At 35.0% G+C, this 17,813-nt stretch carries 13 protein-coding genes; 6 read left to right on the top strand and 7 right to left on the bottom strand.

Features of this window, described 5'->3' with window-relative positions:
- Positions 1-8: 8 nt before the first annotated feature.
- Entirely contained in the window at positions 9-1,085 is a 1,077-nt protein-coding gene (locus DF185_RS20355) for a sensor histidine kinase (RefSeq protein WP_110363122.1), read from the bottom strand.
- A 192-nt stretch (positions 1,086-1,277) separates the two neighbouring features.
- On the opposite strand from DF185_RS20355, the gene DF185_RS20360 reads away from it, so the two are divergent.
- Entirely contained in the window at positions 1,278-1,913 is a 636-nt protein-coding gene (locus DF185_RS20360; protein ID WP_110363123.1) for a cysteine hydrolase family protein, read from the top strand.
- Here the strand turns inward: DF185_RS20360 and miaA are convergent.
- The gene (miaA, locus tag DF185_RS20365) at positions 1,910-2,824 is read right to left on the bottom strand and encodes a tRNA (adenosine(37)-N6)-dimethylallyltransferase MiaA (RefSeq protein ID WP_110363278.1); all 915 of its coding nucleotides are present in this window, start codon (positions 2,822-2,824) and stop codon (positions 1,910-1,912) included. The genes DF185_RS20360 and miaA overlap by 4 nt on opposite strands.
- Before the next feature lie 212 nt (positions 2,825-3,036).
- Between miaA and DF185_RS20370 the strand changes: the two genes are divergently transcribed.
- The 3 genes from DF185_RS20370 to smpB all read left to right on the top strand — a co-directional run bounded on the left by DF185_RS20370 (position 3,037) and on the right by smpB (position 4,776).
- Entirely contained in the window at positions 3,037-3,612 is a 576-nt protein-coding gene (locus tag DF185_RS20370; RefSeq protein WP_110363125.1) for a Yip1 family protein, read from the top strand.
- A gap of 93 nt (positions 3,613-3,705) precedes the next feature.
- Positions 3,706-4,296, top strand: coding sequence for a hypothetical protein (locus DF185_RS20375; protein WP_110363127.1), 591 nt, complete (start codon positions 3,706-3,708; stop codon positions 4,294-4,296).
- Positions 4,297-4,329: 33 nt separating this feature from the next.
- Positions 4,330-4,776, top strand: coding sequence for an SsrA-binding protein (gene smpB / locus DF185_RS20380; RefSeq protein WP_110363129.1), 447 nt, complete (start codon positions 4,330-4,332; stop codon positions 4,774-4,776).
- A 296-nt stretch (positions 4,777-5,072) separates the two neighbouring features.
- On the opposite strand, the gene DF185_RS20385 is transcribed toward smpB, so the two are convergent.
- From DF185_RS20385 to DF185_RS20395, 3 genes are all read right to left on the bottom strand, one after another.
- Complete coding sequence (locus DF185_RS20385) at positions 5,073-6,740, bottom strand: nucleoside kinase (RefSeq protein ID WP_110363131.1); 1,668 nt, start codon at positions 6,738-6,740, stop codon at positions 5,073-5,075.
- A 149-nt stretch (positions 6,741-6,889) separates the two neighbouring features.
- On the bottom strand, positions 6,890-9,751 hold the full coding sequence (uvrA, locus tag DF185_RS20390; RefSeq protein WP_110363133.1) for an excinuclease ABC subunit UvrA: 2,862 nt from the start codon (positions 9,749-9,751) through the stop codon (positions 6,890-6,892).
- Positions 9,752-9,781: 30 nt separating this feature from the next.
- Positions 9,782-10,774, bottom strand: a complete 993-nt coding sequence (locus DF185_RS20395; protein WP_243421807.1) for a lytic transglycosylase domain-containing protein — start codon at positions 10,772-10,774, stop codon at positions 9,782-9,784.
- A 289-nt stretch (positions 10,775-11,063) separates the two neighbouring features.
- Here DF185_RS20395 and DF185_RS20400 point away from each other — a divergent pair, with 289 nt between their 5' ends.
- The gene (locus DF185_RS20400; RefSeq protein ID WP_133250106.1) at positions 11,064-11,807 is read left to right on the top strand and encodes a hypothetical protein; all 744 of its coding nucleotides are present in this window, start codon (positions 11,064-11,066) and stop codon (positions 11,805-11,807) included.
- Between the two features lie 389 nt (positions 11,808-12,196).
- Here the strand turns inward: DF185_RS20400 and DF185_RS20405 are convergent, their stop codons facing one another.
- Positions 12,197-13,300, bottom strand: coding sequence for a pyridoxal phosphate-dependent aminotransferase (locus tag DF185_RS20405; RefSeq protein ID WP_110363137.1), 1,104 nt, complete (start codon positions 13,298-13,300; stop codon positions 12,197-12,199).
- A gap of 117 nt (positions 13,301-13,417) precedes the next feature.
- Here DF185_RS20405 and DF185_RS20410 point away from each other — a divergent pair, with 117 nt between their 5' ends.
- The gene (locus tag DF185_RS20410; protein WP_110363139.1) at positions 13,418-14,599 is read left to right on the top strand and encodes a MalY/PatB family protein; all 1,182 of its coding nucleotides are present in this window, start codon (positions 13,418-13,420) and stop codon (positions 14,597-14,599) included.
- A 261-nt stretch (positions 14,600-14,860) separates the two neighbouring features.
- On the opposite strand, the gene DF185_RS20415 is transcribed toward DF185_RS20410, so the two are convergent.
- Positions 14,861-17,560, bottom strand: a complete 2,700-nt coding sequence (locus tag DF185_RS20415; protein WP_110363141.1) for a TonB-dependent receptor — start codon at positions 17,558-17,560, stop codon at positions 14,861-14,863.
- Positions 17,561-17,813: the final 253 nt, after the last annotated feature.

Below are 17,813 nucleotides of genomic sequence, written 5' to 3' on the forward strand. Positions count from 1 at the left end.
ATGTTACTCTAAGCATTTTGCTCCGATAAATCAATTTGTAAGTTCACCTTAAACAAGTCATCTTGTTTCGAAATATTCAAATCATGTTTATCTGGATACAACAATTCTAATCTACGAGTAACATTCTTTATTCCAATCCCTTTTTCTTTTCGCTCCTCATCTTGCCATTTGTTATCATATCGATTTTCAATTGACAATTCCATTTTATCCCTTTCTTCAAAGTTAAATAGAATATTTACAAATCCATTATTATTCTTGCCATATGATCCATGTTTGAATGCATTTTCAATTAATGGTTCAAACAACAAAGGCGCAATTTTATTTTGAGAAGCGCTTCCTTTTACATTTATACTTACCGGAATGGTATCATCCAACCTGATTTTTTGTAAATCCAGGTAATTTTTAATAAAGTCCAATTCTTTATCTACAAATACATACCTATCATTACATTCATATAAAATATATCTCATCATATCAGACAATTTCAGCACCAAATTTGGTGCTTTATCTGATTTATCTAAAGTAAGCGAATACAGATTATTAAGAGTATTGAATAAAAAATGTGGATTTATTTGAGCCTTAAGAGCTTTTAATTCGGCTTCCAATTTCTCCCTCTCAATATCCTGAAAATTAGCAGTAACTTTTTGCAAAACAATCAACTCTCGTGTCATTGACAAAACAGATGTAATACCTACATAAATTAAGGTGAATATTGCAAAGTTTACCCAAACCACAAAAGTTAACTCCTCGAAATATTGTTCCCCTTGAACAAAGCTATTTAAAGGATACACCAGTAAAAAATCTATCACAAATGCTGCAACAGATATCACTGCAAACACCGAAACAACATAAAGAAAAAAGCGCTGTCGTTTAAATAAAAATGGGATTAAAATCAAAAGGTTAAAATATACGGCTGCCGCAAAACAAAGATTAAAAACCAAAGTCATTAACACAGGCTCAATCTTTAGAATATTTTTAAAATTACTGGCAACAAACATGGTGAGTAACCAAAATACTGTAGCAACTACCCAAAAAAGTATATGATAAATTATCCGACTACGGGATATGGTTCTTATCTTGTTCATTTATTGTCTTCGTATCGATTTTCAAAATTTAAATTAGAAAAGTTCGTCACGACATTAAAATATATTCGTTATCGACTGCAAAATCCATGACAAAAAGCCTTAATTTTCCGATATCTTTAGATTAATTAATCCTATCAATTTTGAATAGGATGGAATCGGTTGTATTTTTATAGAAAAGAAAGACTTACAAATATGTTTACAAAAGATATCTTGTTTTGGAATGTTGATACTCAAATCGACTTTATGAGTAAGAACGGAAAACTTTATGCTCAAAACGCAGAAGAAATTCAGCCTACCCTTGCTGCAATTACAAAATTGGCTGAATTCAACAACATACAGGTAATCAACACAGCCGACTATCATTATAGTAATTCCGCCGAACTATCTTCAGATCCTGATTTCATAAATACTTTCCCAGAACATTGCATGGCAAACTCACTAGGAGCTGAGTATATTTCCGAAACCAAGCCTGACGTAAACAGTCCGGAGATTCTTTGGAATAAAATTTACAATGAAACGGAATTAAGCGAAGCTACACAACACAGAAACATTATTATTAGAAAAGATGCCTTTGATGTATTTGAAGGAAATCCAAACACATATAGCTTGCTAAAGCAGATCAATCCAACAACTGTTTTTGTATATGGAGTTACCACAAATGTGTGTGTTGATTGTGCGGCCGTTGGACTTGCTGAAAGAGGGCTAAAAGTTTATGTAATTGAAGATGCCATTAAAGAACTTCCAAACATCCCACTTCCTTTTGACAAATGGGATGAGCTTGGAATTACACGCATTTCATACAATAAAGTTGTTGAATACTTGGCTTAAGCATTAAACAACTCCTTTACCTTGGTAATTTTTTCATCAAGTGGCATGTAACCATCTAACCAATGAATATTACTGCCACTTCGTTCCATTTTTCGGAACCAAGTCATCTGGCGCTTGGCAAATTGGTGAATTGCGATCTCTAATCCCGAGAACATTTCATTGTATGTAATTTGCCCTGTTACATACTGGGTTAAAAACTTATATTCCAAGCCATAATAAATCAAATCTTCAGCAGATACGCCAGATTTTAACAAAGCTTCAACCTCTTCTACCATTCCTGATTTTAGGCGTTCTTTTAATCTTAGGCTGATTCTATCGCGTCTGCTTTCTCTGTCGAATTTTATTCCAATCAATAATGGATTCATTTCTGGATATTCCATATCAATCTGAGGATTGGCAGCATAGTATCTTTCAATTTCTATGGCTCTAATAGCTCTTTTCTTTGTTTCTAAATCACTGTTATTGTGTAAATCTTTGTACGAACGAAGTATTACCTCAAGCTCTTCAAGCGACTTACGTTCCATCTCATCTCTAAAAGATTGATCTTTAGGAACTGCTATTAATTTATAACCTTTCAGAACAGCCTCAAGATACATTCCTGTACCTCCACATACAACCGGCAGTCTTTTCCTAGATGAGATATCCTCGAAAGCCTTCACAAAATCTTGCTGAAACTCAAACACATTGTATTTATATCCTGCATCTGCAATATCAATCAAGTGGTAAGGTATTTCAACACCATCTACAACATACTCCTCAATATCCTTTCCCGTACCCAAATCCATACCACGATAAATCTGACGAGAATCCGCACTAATAATTTCACCATTGAAATCTTTAGCCAAATTAACCGCCAAACTTGTCTTACCTGTTGCAGTTGCTCCAAGAACCACCAATAAATTGTATTGCATCTTCATTAAATTTTAATCGAAATCATAATCCGATTTTTTTATGTGTTTAAATTTTCTTTTTGTTATCACATGAAACTTTCCATGAAATAAATAATTATTTAATAATGGGCGTTTCATTTTCAGGATAATGCCTATCTTAAATAGGTCGAAAATTCAGAATTCGGCAACAAAATTACTTTAAGTTTTTTGATTTCACTAACCAGATAATCAATATGACAATTCTTACAACCTACAAACACACTTTTCGATTACTAATTTCCCCAGAAAAGGAATGGAATTCAATTCTAGATCATGGAAATATTAAAAGTTCCAAACTTCTAATGGTACTGATTATTCCTTTAGCATTAATCATGTCTACATGTAACTTTATGGGGTTTGTTATTTTTGAAAACGATCCAACAAGTCATGTTGATATGTTTTTGTTTTCATCCATAACAACATTTGTTCTATCAATTGCATCCATCTATATCTCATCATTAGTAATAAGGCCGTTTACAGTTCTTCCCACCAAGAAGGAAAGATTCGAAAGAGCATTTATTTTGGTTGCTTTTTCCTATACTCCAGGCTTCATTTTTAATTCTATTGCATTCCTATTTCCAATCATTAATTATCTAACAATTTTCGGATTATACAGCTTCTATATATTATACAAAGGGATTACTCCAATTTTAAACGTTCCCGACAGAAGAAGATCTGGTTATTTTACATTTATTTTAATTGGCTTACTTTCCATTTATGCAGTTTTGGGTGCACTATTTATAGGTACAGCTAACTTTTTAGGTTTTTAAATCGTAGTATAAATCAATTCTAAAAAATCATAATTTCTTCACTTTTTTAAAAACTTGTTTAATTTTGAATTTATCAAACAAGACTATTCAAACATGGAATACAATTCAAAAGGTGTTTTAAATTCGCTCTTTCGAACACGTAATCTACTACTTACACCCAAAAGAGAATGGGAAAGAATTGCTCCGGAAAACTCGACAACGAAAGAGTTATTTCGAAACTTCTCTTTTCCTGTAATTGCTTTATGCGCAATTATTGCCGCAGGAGGTACTTACATTCACACTAAGGATGTTTTAATTGCTGGATCAAAATTATTTGTTGATTTTTTAGCTCTTAATTTAGGATTGTACTGTGCAGCCAAATTAATTATTTTACTTGCGCCAAATTTCCAGCTACAGATCAATGAAGTTGTGATTTTTAAACTCGTAATTTACAGCGCTTCGATATTCTGTATTTTTCACGGATTGGCCCAATTGTTCTCTCCATTCTCATTCTTAAATCAAATCTGCCTATTATTAGAACTATACTTTATTAGAATATTGTGGCTGGGAACTACTTCAATTTTACCAATAGCCAATAATAAGCGCCCTGGCTTTACTGTTATGGCAAGTCTATTAATTCTTGTTCTTCCTTTGATATTTGAAAGGATGTTTTCAATTCTATTCAGGCTTCCATTAACAATTTAAATACTAAATTTGCATGGAATTTAAGATATAACGATGCAGAATATTAACATCAGAAATAAAAGAGCCAGTTTCGAATACGAATTCATTGAGAAATTTGTAGCCGGAATTCAACTTTTTGGAACCGAAATCAAATCAATTCGTGCTGGTAAAGCCAGTTTAGTTGATTCATACTGCTATTTCACTCGCAATGAATTGTATGTAGTTGGAATGCACATATCGGAATACAAGTTTGGTTCCTACTACAATCACGAAGAAAAGAGAGAGAGAAAACTTCTTCTCAACCGAAAAGAATTAAATAAGCTGGACAGAAAAACAAAAGAATCAGGTCTTACCATAGTTCCAGTTCGCCTTTTTATTAACGAAAGAGGTTTTGCAAAGATGGAAATTGCACTTTGTAGAGGTAAGAAACACTACGACAAACGTGAAAGCTTAAAACAAAAAGATCACAAACGAGAGATAGATCGTATGATGAAGAGATAGTTAGCTATTTTTTCATTTTTTTCTCAAAAAAATCTCTCTCATAAGGTACAAACCAAAGATATTTTCTTCTATATTTGCAGCCCGTTTCTCAAGATTCGGGCTTTCCTATAATTCCTAGTTTATAAACATGAAATTAACAAGTTATCAACACTGTTGGTAATTTGTTAATAAACTTCGCACACCCTAATTTTACTAAGACACACTTGTTAATAACTTAAAAAATCCTGTCTCTGCTGACTAGGATATTAACAGCAAAAACAGGACTAATATAAACAGGTAAAAAAGTTATTAACAATCTAATAATCGAATGTACTTCCTCCCAAAAACTCTCTCATTAACGATGTTGGTGGAATCTCCTCCTCTGAAATTGGCAAAAAGTAGCTAAAGAACTTCAAAAGTCGGTTTGCTTCTGAATATTCTGGTTGATTTGGTTGAACTTCTTTTAAAATTGGCTCTGCAAATCGTTTCAAAACTCCTAATTCGTAAGGCAATGCTGAGTTGAACATTACATCAGCTTCTTCCTGGAAAGGAAATATATTTCGCAATTCGCCTCTGCGAACACTTGGCCATCTGCTAATGGTATCTGATGCACTATAATTTCGATATTTGTAATCACGAACAATTCTTCTGATTAGTCGATTATCTGTAGAAGGAATTCTGTTATGCCCATCAATGGAAATTGAGGTAAGAGCAGAAATGTATATTCTATATTTTGCCTCGTCAGCAATTAGTGGAGTAAGTCCAGGATTCAATGCATGAATCCCTTCAACCACCAACACTTGCTTATCGTTGATTTTTAATTTCTCTCCATCGTAGTATCTCTGACCTGTTTCAAAAGAGAATTTTGGCAATTCTACCTCTTTTCCCTCCATCAAATCAACCAAATTTTGATTGAACAACTGAACATCTAAAGCTTCAAGAACCTCAAAATCGTAATCACCATTCTCATCCCTTGGCGTAAGTTCTCTATTCACAAAATAATTGTCCATAGAAAGATTTACTGGACTTAAACCTGCTACTTTAAGCTGTATGGCCAATCGTTTTCCAAATGTTGTTTTTCCCGATGATGATGGTCCGGATATTAAAATCAGTTTAACTCTTTTTCTATGTTTTCTAATTTTATCAGCAATCTGAGAAATCTTCTTTTCATGTAAAGCCTCAGAAATTTTTATCATCTCAGAAATATTATCCTCAGCTACATATCGATTCAAATCACCAATATTCGAAATATTCAATACTTTTCCCCAGCGTTTGTACTCACTAAACACTTTTAGCATTTTCTCCTGCTCGATTCGCTCCTCAACAACAGTTGGCTCTTCCCTTTTAGGACTCATTAAAAGCATTCCGCGATAAAAATGTTGCAAATCGAAAACTTTTAACACACCAGCCGAAGGTGCAAGAAAGCCATAGAAATAGTCAGCACAATCACTCAAATGATATACCGAGGTATATAAATTCCCTCTTGTTCTAAATAAACCAGTTTTCTCTTTCAAACCTTGATTCTCAAAAATCTCAATCGCTTTCTCTGTTTCGATTTCCTCACGAACAAAAGGCATATCAGCAGCAATGATCTCTTTCATTCTGCTCTTTATTTTTTCAACATCTGCAGGGGATAATACGATATTTTTATCTGTCAACCTACAATACAAACCATTCGAAATTGAATGCTCCAACCTAAAACCTGTTCCCGGATACAGATCCCTCACAGCTTTATACAGAACAAAACACAAGGAACGAATATACATTCTTCTTCCTGCAGGATGTGTAAGATCTACAAAGCGAATATTTTTAGGCTTATATATTTCGTAGGTAAGTTCTTTAATTTTATTATTTACCATTGCACCCAATACTGGTCCATTCAATTTTATATCAATATCTGATAAAATGGTTTGCAGGTCGGTTCCAACGGCATAAGATCTTTTTTCATCAAGATCTTCGAAGTAAATATCTATTAATTTCCCCATGAGCTGTAGATTTAATGGCTACCCTATACATTCAGGACAGTTGTATAAAGATAATAATTATGCTATATCAGCCTTCTTCGAAAATCTTAATTTTTCTTAATTATGAAAATTTAGGGTAAAAAAAATCCCCTTGCGGGGATTTGAGATGTTTATTGTAGTTCTTCTTTTAGAAATCTAGCGGTAAATGATTCTTTACATTCAGTCAATTCTTCCGGCGTTCCTTCGAACAGAACCTCACCTCCATTTCGCCCACCTTCTTTTCCGATATCAATCACATGATCGGCAACTTTAATCACATCCATATTGTGCTCAATCACAATTACGGTATTACCTTTATCAACCAATCGATTTAAAACATCTAGCAGTACTCGAATATCCTCGAAGTGCAGTCCAGTTGTTGGCTCATCCAGAATATACATGGTTTTTCCGGTATCTCTTTTGGCCAATTCTGTAGCCAGTTTTACACGTTGAGATTCACCACCTGACAAAGTTGTTGAAGGTTGTCCAAGGGTTACGTATCCTAATCCGACATCCTGTAAAACTTTCAATTTTGTTAGAATTGCTGGTATATTTTCAAAGAAATCTACAGCCTGATTGATGGTCATATCAAGCACATCACCAATTGATTTTCCTTTATAACGAACCTCCAGAGTTTCTCTATTGTATCGCTTACCATTACACTCATCGCAATGTACATATACATCTGGCAGGAAGTTCATTTCAATAGAACGAACTCCAGCACCTTGACAAGTTTCACACCTTCCTCCTTTTACATTGAAAGAAAATCTACCCGCTTTGTAACCTCTAATTTGTGACTCGGGCAATTTCTCATACAACTTGCGAATATCACCAAAAACATTGGTATAAGTAGCCGGATTAGAACGAGGCGTTTTGCCCAATGGAGCCTGATTTACTTCCACTACTTTATCGATATTCTTTATTCCATCCAAATCTTCGTAAGGAAGAGGATCTTTAACTGAGCGGTAAAAATGTTGCGACAAAATAGGCTGCAAAGTACCATTGATCAAACTTGATTTTCCACTACCCGAAACTCCTGTTACACAAATAAACTTTCCAAGCGGAAAACTTACATCTACATTTTTAAGATTATTACCTGTACAACCTCTTAAATCGATACTTTTCCCTTTGCCTTTTCTTCGCTCTGCTGGCACTTCAATTTTTCTATCTCCATTTAGGTATTGAGCTGTTAAACTATCTCCCTTTTCAATATCATCAGGATTACCAGCAATAACAATTTCACCTCCATGTTTTCCTGCAAATGGTCCCATATCCACCACGTAATCGGCAGATTTAATCATATCCTTATCATGCTCAACAACAATTACTGAATTTCCTGAATCCCTTAATTGCTGTAAAGATTGAATCAATCTTTCGTTATCACGTTGGTGCAATCCAATACTTGGCTCATCTAAAATGTACAATACATTAACCAATTGCGAACCAATTTGCGTTGCCAAACGAATTCGTTGTGATTCGCCACCAGAAAGCGTTACGGAACTTCTATTTAGAGAAAGATATTCCAATCCTACATCTAAAAGAAATCCCAAACGAGATCTTATTTCTTTTAAAATTTCAATGGCAATCTTTTTCTGCTTATCACTTAAGTGCTGTTCCAAATCCTGAAACCACTCACCCAATAAGCCAAGATCCATTTCGGCTAGTTCAGCAATATTTTTATCATGAATTCTAAAATGTAAAGCCTCTTTCTTCAATCGCTTTCCATCACAAGCAGAACAAACATCTGTTTTCACAAACTGTTCTGCCCATTTCTTGGCTTTTTTTGAAGTTCCATTATTTTCCTGGTTCGTGATATACTTTATCACTCCATCAAAACTCAAAAAGTAATTCGAAGATGCTCCCAATGGCGTATTTTCGAGTTTGAATGTTTCGCTGGTACCATCTAAAATTATACTTAAGGCTTCTTCTGGAATTTCTTCAATTGGGGTATTCATATCGAAACCATACTTTCGCCCAATAGCCTCCATCTGCCAAAAAATCAAACTGTTTTTGTATTTACCCAAAGGCACAATACCACCTTCACGAATGCTTAAAGCTTGATCAGGAATAATCTTCTCCAAATCAATTGCATTTACTCGACCAAGACCTTTACATTTTGGACAAGCTCCATGAGGAGAGTTGAAAGAAAAACTGTGCGGTGCTGGAGTATTGTAGGATATCCCGGTAGATGGACACATCAACAGACGACTGTAGTATTTCACCTCATCGGTATCCTTATCCAAAATCATAGTAATCCCCTTACCATGTTTCATGGCGGTTTGTACAGATTCTTTTAGGCGCTTATCTCCAACCTCTTCAACAACCAGTTTATCAACTAGTATTTCTATATCGTGATTTTTATAACGATCGACCTTAAATCCATGTAGCAATTCTACAATTTCACCATCTACTCTGGCATATAAGAAGCCTTTTCTGCGAATTTGCTCGAACAATTCCTTATAATGCCCTTTACGCCCTTTCACAACAGGTGCAAGAATGTAAATTCTCTTCTCGTTAAATTTTTCGTGAATCAAATTGATGATTTGTTCATCGGTATATTTCACCATTTTCTCGCCTGTCTCATACGAATAGGCTACACCAGCTCTAGCGTACAACAGTCGAAGAAAGTCATACAACTCAGTAATGGTTCCTACTGTAGAACGCGGGTTTTTGTTGGTAGTTTTCTGCTCAATAGAAATTACCGGACTTAATCCTGTAATCTTATCCACGTCGGGACGTTCCATGCCGCCAAGAAATTGTCTGGCATAAGCAGAAAATGTTTCGATATATCTACGCTGACCTTCAGCATAAATAGTATCGAATGCCAATGAAGATTTTCCACTACCACTTAATCCAGTAATCACCGAAAGTTGGTTACGAGGAATACTAACATCAATATTTTTAAGGTTATGAACTCGTGCTCCAAACACATCAACACTACCAGTTTCGAGCTGTTCAACACCGTTTACTTCTTTATTCTTTTTGGAACTCAAATCTAAATCTCCTTTTGCAAATCCAACAATCTATTTCTCTGACACTGAACCATCAGGGTTTTTATAATCAGAAAATGCAAAATTAATATATCCTTTGGCAGGAAGTGTAATTTCGTACTCTTTTTTGTATTTATTTGTAAGGTATGCTCTTCGTAGCCATGGATTAAAGTATTTTAAAACTTTATAATTTACCCCATTTTCCTTAGCAAACACAGCAAAATTCTTTACCGGAGTTTTAATTTTTACTTTTCGGGTTGGAATTTCAGGATACAAATCGGACTCACGATATTTAAAACCATATCCCGAAGGATTCTCCATAATCATCTTAATGGCCAAAATTCTGAACACATATCGTCCTGTTTCTTCGCCCAGAAGCAAATCATAGTAATCACCAGCATCTTGCAACTTTAATTGCCTATCAACAAATCTTCTTCCTGCATTATACGAAGCAGCTACCAAAGTCCAGCTTCCATATTTTTTATATGAATCCTTAAGGTATTTACAAGCTGCAACAGTTGCTTTTTCAATATTGTATCGTTCATCAACTTCTGATGATACTTCCAAACCATAATCTTTGGCTGTTCCACTCATAAACTGCCATACCCCAACAGCCCCTGCTGGCGATTTAATTGTTGGCACAAACCCACTTTCGATTAAAGCCAAATATTTAAAATCCTCAGGAACACCTTGCTCTTTTAAAATGGGTTCGATAATTGGAAAATATCGATTCGCTCGTTTTAAGAACAATAAAGTTTGAGATTGCCAATAGGTATTCACCAAAAGCTCCCTATCAAGCGACTCCTTTACATCCCATCTGTTCATCGGAACGATTTCATCGCCAAAGGTTAATTTATCTGGTGTTTTTAAAGCATATACATTATAGCGACTCATGTATTCGCTATTTTCAGGCTCTTTGTCTCGGTCGGTTACGGTTGAATAATTAAATAACTGGGCAGTAAGGTAAACTGCACCCGAAACAACAATTAAGGCTAAAATATTTTTTAAAGGTCGATATATATTCACGGTTGTTGATTTTTAAGATTGTCAAATGTAAAATATTCTACTCGATTAAGTGAAGAAATGTTTTCTTTTAACAAATCTTTACACCAATAAATTTAAACTGTTCGTCAAGTTCGGATTTAATTTTTTCTAAACATTTCAATATTTGCTCTTTACATCCTCATCAGAAGGTTGTAACTTGGAACAACAAAATGAAAGATGTTTCGTTGAATAAGTAATGTCGGGCTATTTATTCAATTTTAACCCAGCATCAACATTTTAAGACCTAACCAGTCTCCTAATTTTTAATCGTATGAAAAACCGCGTGCTGTCTATATTGCTATTCGGGGTGTGCCTTCTGTATGCCTGTGACAGTGAAACTACTGCGATTTTCCCTACACAAATTATCCAAGATTCCCGAGTTTCCGATTCTATTTTTGAAATTCTATTAGATGATGCAAAGTTGATTTGCATGGATTTTTATACCAACCAGGAAATGGAAGAATTATTAGAAATAGAATTTAAGGAATACCATTTTGCACCAATTCTAGCAGCACTTCAAACCGTTTATCTCGATTCTATTTCAACTGCTTCTTCGGATATTAGAAAATACAATGTACATGCCTTATGTCCTGAACAACTGCACAAATCCTTAATCACTGTAGATACGACAAGTGAGAATTTTAATTCATGGAAAGCTTATGGTTTCTCGGATAATTTAAAGTTAGATCTATTAATTGACGAACATAAGTTGCAATTGGATTCTTTAAGAGAAGAACAATACTTGATTCATACCGAAACCGGAATTAATCAGGAATCCTTAGTCAGAGAATTGGTAAAATTTCCATTCATTAATAAAGCTCAATCTGTCAATTGCATTGGCGATGGCTCTCAAATTGAGATTGTTTATTTTAATCCTGATTTCATTCAGTTGATATACAGCTACGGCTGGGGCGATTGCCCATCGGGCTGTATCAGTCGTCATTACTGGGAACTGGGCATTTATGGATCTGGCGTAATTGAGCTAATTTCTGAATCGGGCAATGAACTTCCTTAATTTGTCAATATTAACAAGTGCATTCAAACATTTTGATGATAGCATATTTACTGTTATTTCATATTTTTATTAGCGCTTTTTAGGCTTTCCTTCGCGGAAATCAGAAAATTCGGAAAGTCCCCGCTACGGTTCGGAAAGTGTCCGCTATACTTCGGAAATAGTCCGCTACAGTTCGGAAAGCATCCGCTTTAATTCGGAAAGCATCCGCTTAAATTCTGCGAATGCCCACCCAAATTAAAAATTATCCGCTGTAATTGGATCAGCAACATTTCTAATCTGATATGTCTTAACCACATATATTTTGGTTGCATTTTTATATATGTTATTAGACAACCACATATCAGCTAGGTTATCAGAATTACTCAAGTCCTTTGTTGACTGTTGTTTGCTTACAATTGCTCGAAAAAAGTTTTAAATTTTTCGTGTGGAACAGAAACACAAATTCTTGCAAACTGAGAAGCAAATTCTTTCTTATCTCTTGTAAAATAACTTAAGGACACACTCCCGATTCGAGCCTTAAGAAGTTCCTCTTCCGATTTGTTAACGATCACAAATATTCCAATTGGTTCCGAATTCTTGTAAAACTCTTTAGCAAGCAATCCTTTGCTTTCCAAAAATTCAATATTCTTCTTGATTCCTTCGCAAGTACGCTCTTTAAAGCTTTTCATTACAGCTTGTCCTTTTGCTGAGCTTAGTAATTTGGCAACCATCAATTGCGAGAATGCATTAATACCATTGGTAGCATACATTAAGCGAATTCCCAATTCATTCACAAAATCTTTGTTGGTACTATGCACAAAACCCAATCGTTGTCCACTTAAGCCTACCGATTTGCTAAAACTTTCAACAATAATTACATTTTCCAACTGGCTTAACTCCTGAAAAAACGAGTCTTCTTCTCCACAAAAAATCCTTCTGTACGGACAATCGATAATCACAATTGAGCCATGATCACTCAATGCTTTGGCGGTTTTATAAATATTTTCATCAGCCTGCTTGTTTCCAATAGGATTATTTGGATCGCAGATGATTACAGCGCTGTTCCTATAGGAATCTATATTTTCAATTACATTATTAAAATCGACATAGGTTTCTGATTCCATTCCTCGAACCGTCATAACCTGTACATATGAACCCCAATAATAATCGGGCAAACACACCTTATCTACATCTATGGTTTGAAATACCAAATCGAGTGCCGACATTCCACCTCCGGTTATGGCAATGTTATCCACCGAAGACTGATTGCCAAAATAATGTTGATTTATGGCGTTTCTCAACTCAGCTCTTCCTTGCGATGGTGGATAAACCTGCATCTCGTTCGAATTAAAATCCAATTCGTCAACCACAGAGTTTAAATCGATGTTACAAACCGAATTTACGCCCCGGTTTAATAACAAAAATTCATTACCCGTTTCTTGACTCATTTTTCTGATTCGTTCGCCAATTCCAACAATCGCAGAATATTTAGCTCCACTCTTTCTGATTTTCATGTCTTATAAGTTTTCTACGAATTAAATCAACCCAAACATTATTCGCAAATTTTAAAAGCTGCTTTAAAGACTCTATAAAATTTTATACTTTAACTCTTCCTAAAAAAATCAATTACGATGAAATACAATTTTGATAAGATTATAGACCGCAAAAATACCAACTCGGTAAAATACGATAAACTAGAACATTATTTTGGGAAAGAGGATTTACTTCCTTTTTGGGTGGCAGATACTGATTTTAATGTTCCAGACTGTATCTCGAATGCCATAATCAAAAGAGCCGAACACGCAATTTACGGATATTCATTCCGAGGTAAAGATTGTATTTTGAGTGTACAAAACTGGCTTAAAAATCGTCACGATTGGGAGGTAAAAGAAGAATGGATCTCCTCAAGTCCAGGTGTAGTTACAGCTCTATCATTACTATTAATGAGTTTGACCGAAAAAGGAGATAAAATTGCGGTTCAACCTCCAGTATATCATCCATTCTTTCATGTGATAAATGATACTGAACGCCGTTTGATTCATAATCCATTAATTAGAACCGAAGATTCTTATGAAATGGATTTTGAGCATTTGGAACAACTTGCCAAAGATGGTTTAAAAGCCATAATCATTAGCAATCCTCATAATCCTGTGGGAAGAGTATGGACAAAAGATGAACTTCTTAAGTTAGGAGAAATTGCAAAAAAATATAACTTCCTGATTATATCAGATGAAATCCATCAAGATTTAATTTATAAGAATCACAAACACATATCCCTTGCCTCATTATCGGATGATTTGGCGCAAAGAACAATTACATGCATTGCTCCTTCGAAAACTTTTAATGTAGCTGGTTTAGCAAGCTCTGTAATTATTATTCCCAATCAGCAATTGAAAAAAACATACGAAAAGCTGCTATGTGCCATGCATTTGGATGCTGGTAATTTATTTGGTCATGTTGCCATGCAAGTAGGATATGAACATGGAGCGGAATGGTTAGACCAACTATTGGAATATTTACAATGCAATGTTGATTACGTTCGAGAATTTCTTGAAGAAAATATTCCAGAAATTAAATTGGTTAACCCAGAAGCAACTTATTTGTTATGGTTAGATTGTAGAGACCTGAATATTAGTTCAGAAAAATTAAATCAGATTCTGATTAATGAAGCAGGATTAGCCTTAAATAAGGGAACTACTTTTGGGAAAGAAGGAAATGGTTACATGAGGTTAAACATAGGTTGTCCAAAGTCTATGTTAACAAAAGGATTAATCATTTTACAACAAACCGTAAATCAATTAAAAAAACTTTAATTAGCAGGGTTACCTTTCCTGTTTTTAAGGAATAAATATATAGACGATTAAACAGGATCGAAGATCACCCTAATGATTATCAATTGAAGTTGATTTTCTGCAAAAAACAACTACAGTCTGTTATACACACGAAAAACCCCGGACTAACTACTCCCGGGGTTTTTATATAAAAAATCACCGGAGTTTCCCCCGGTGATCCATCAGCATTAAATAGATAATTACTAACCTATCCTTCTCCAAGTTACTGATGTGAGATTTTTTCTAGAATTTGAAAGTAAGACTTGCATTCCAAGTTCTTCCAAAACCAAATTCTACTGTATTATCAACGCGCACTCCTTTGTAAGTTTCTACACTAGGATCATCACTTGTTTGTCTCGCAGAATAACCTCTTGAGATATATTCTGTATCGAAAAGATTGTTCACATTAAAACGGAAGCGAAGCGATTGTCCATTTTCAAAATACCATTTGTAAGAAACTCCGGCATCGAATAAACTGTAGTTAGGATATTCCAGGTTCTCTGCTCCTTCTGAGTCATAATCCTCTGGATCTACATATGCGAACATCTTATCATAGAAATACCAATCAGCATCAACAGAAAATCCTTGAGTAATTTTATAGTCAGCACCCAAACGAGAACTAAATTGTGGAGCTCCACCTACTTCAACATCTTTCAAATAAAGCATGGTTTCATCTTGGTTTCCATCACCATCATCATCAAGAGGATTTCCTAACTCATCGTAAGTTAATCCTACACTGTTATTTTGATATTTCCAGTCTCCGTATGATAATAAACCAAACACTTTTAAGTTGGTAGTTGGGCGAGCAACAAATTCAAATTCTACTCCTTTGTGCAATTGATCTAACAATGCTCTGGCAGTATTTCTGTTCGAATCGGTAAATCTGTTAAAACGATCTTTCCACTGAGTTCTATAAGCATTCACTTTTGCTGTGAAATATTGAGTTTTGAAACCATATCCAACCTCTAAACCAAAGATACCTTCGTTGTCAAGATCATTGTATACATTGGCAAATTCTGTATAGCTGTTTGGATAAGCATCAGAGAAGAATGGCTGTCTTGAATAATAACCTGTATTGAAATACACATTGTGTTTTTCATCGATGTTCCAGTTCATACCACCTTTGATGTTGTAACCCCACTTATTTTCCCAGCTAGATTCTCTTTCACTTGAAGGAATTTCCATATACTCGTATCTCTTGTACTTCTGATTAGAAGCCGATGCTTGCACAAATGCAGAAATAATAGTATTTGTATACTCTAACTGACCAAAGAAACCAGTCCATTTGATCTTCGAATCAAAGTTACGGTCAATCTTAGTAGCTTTTTTGAAGTTATTGATATCCCAAGGTTTTGGATCAACAGTGAATGTTACAAAATTCCCCGCTGAATTTACGTCTGTATTGTCGTAGTATGCATCAGCTCCTAAAAGATCGGTTAATACGCGGTAGTGCAAACCACGGTATGTTCTTAAATCAATTCCAAAATCAGCTGTCCAATTTTCGTTGAATTTGTGGTTAATATTAGATACCAATCCATACCAGCTGTGCGAATTCATAGAAGCACGGCGAATAGTACCACCACCTCTTTCAGTTACAACACGCTTACCATCCCAGTAAGAGTTTTTACTGTCTAAAGAACTTCCATCCCAAGGTCCAACAGTATCAAAATCTTCAACTGTTTGCCCAGAGTTAGCTCTGATCAAATCATCAACTCTAATCAAACCATTCTCATCATCTGGTAATCTATAATGAGCAGTACCTAATGTACCTGTTCCACCACCAAGTCCCCATGATGCATAAGCAACTGTTGATAAAGATGTTTTTTCATTGATATTCCAGTCCCAGTTAAAGTTAGTTACTGGCTTATGATAGAAGTTTCTTGAGAAATTGAATACTTTACCGTCTCTGTAACCCCAGTTAGAATTATATTTCATTCCATACTTCTGGTAAGTAGAAATTCTCTCTCTCCAATCTTGATGGTGCCATTGTGGCGCTCCTGTAATCATGAAGTTGAACTGGTGTTGTTCAGAAGGTTTGTAACCAACAGAGAAGAAGTAAGTTTGACCTTTACCTTCTGTTGCATCCATGTAACCATCACCTTGCCAGTGCGAAAGAAGAACTGTGGCTCCCCAACCTTTTTCATTTAAACCAGTTGAGTAAGCAGCTGTATATTTTTGATATCCATCGTTACCAAATGAAGATTTAACAAACCCTCCAGCTTCTCTTTCGGTTGCTTTAGTAACAATATTCACAGTACCTCCAACAGAAGAAATAGCCAATTTTGAAGATCCTAACCCTCTTTGAACCTGAACCGCTGAAGCGATATCTTGCAAACCTGACCAGTTTGACCAGTATATACCTCCCCACTCCATATCGTTTACAGGTTGACCGTTGATTAGAACTGCTGTATTTTTCTGTTCGAAACCACGAACAGTCATTTCAGCATCGCCATAACCACCACCTTTAACAACGAAAACAGAAGGGACAGTTTTCATCACCTCTGGGAATTCTTGATTACCTACTTTTTCAACAATTTCATCTGTTTTAATAGTGGTAACTGCAACAGGCGTTTGTCTATCCTTTGCAATATCGGTTACCCCATAACCAACAACAACAACATCTGCCAAAGTTTCTGAATCTTGTGTCAAAAGAATTTCTCCCAAATTGGTAGATTGATTGACATTATATGCCATAGTCATAGGCTCATAACCGATAAATGAAATTACCAATTGACCTGTAGCCTGTTCCACATTTAAGGTAAACTTACCGTCGATATCAGTAGTTGTTCCTTGCGTAGTTCCTTTCACTACAACATTAGTTCCTGGTAATGCTGATTTTGTGTCAGCATCAAGTACCACACCTGTGATTGTTGTTTGTGCAAACGTAAAGCTTGAAAGAGCAAGCATAACGATTACAAAAAGCAATCTTTGTAAAATTTTCATTGAATTAAATTTTAGAGTAAAAAATTTCAAGTAATAAAACGATTAGTTTATAAAAGATAGAAGTTAAGCCACTTACAATTAAAAATCAATATTAATTATCAACAGTTAAATTCTACACTGCAAGCTTAGCAAAGCTTCATAAAACAAGCTTTACCAGAATATTAAGCCTATATTACCATCTGGTTAAAAACGATACCAAATCGTTAATTAGACGTCAATTTTCCATCAATCAAGAAAAAAGATTTAATTCAAG

The sequence above is a fragment of the Marinifilum breve genome, from assembly GCF_003202155.1.
Classification (GTDB): Bacteria; Bacteroidota; Bacteroidia; order Bacteroidales; family Marinifilaceae; genus Marinifilum; species Marinifilum breve.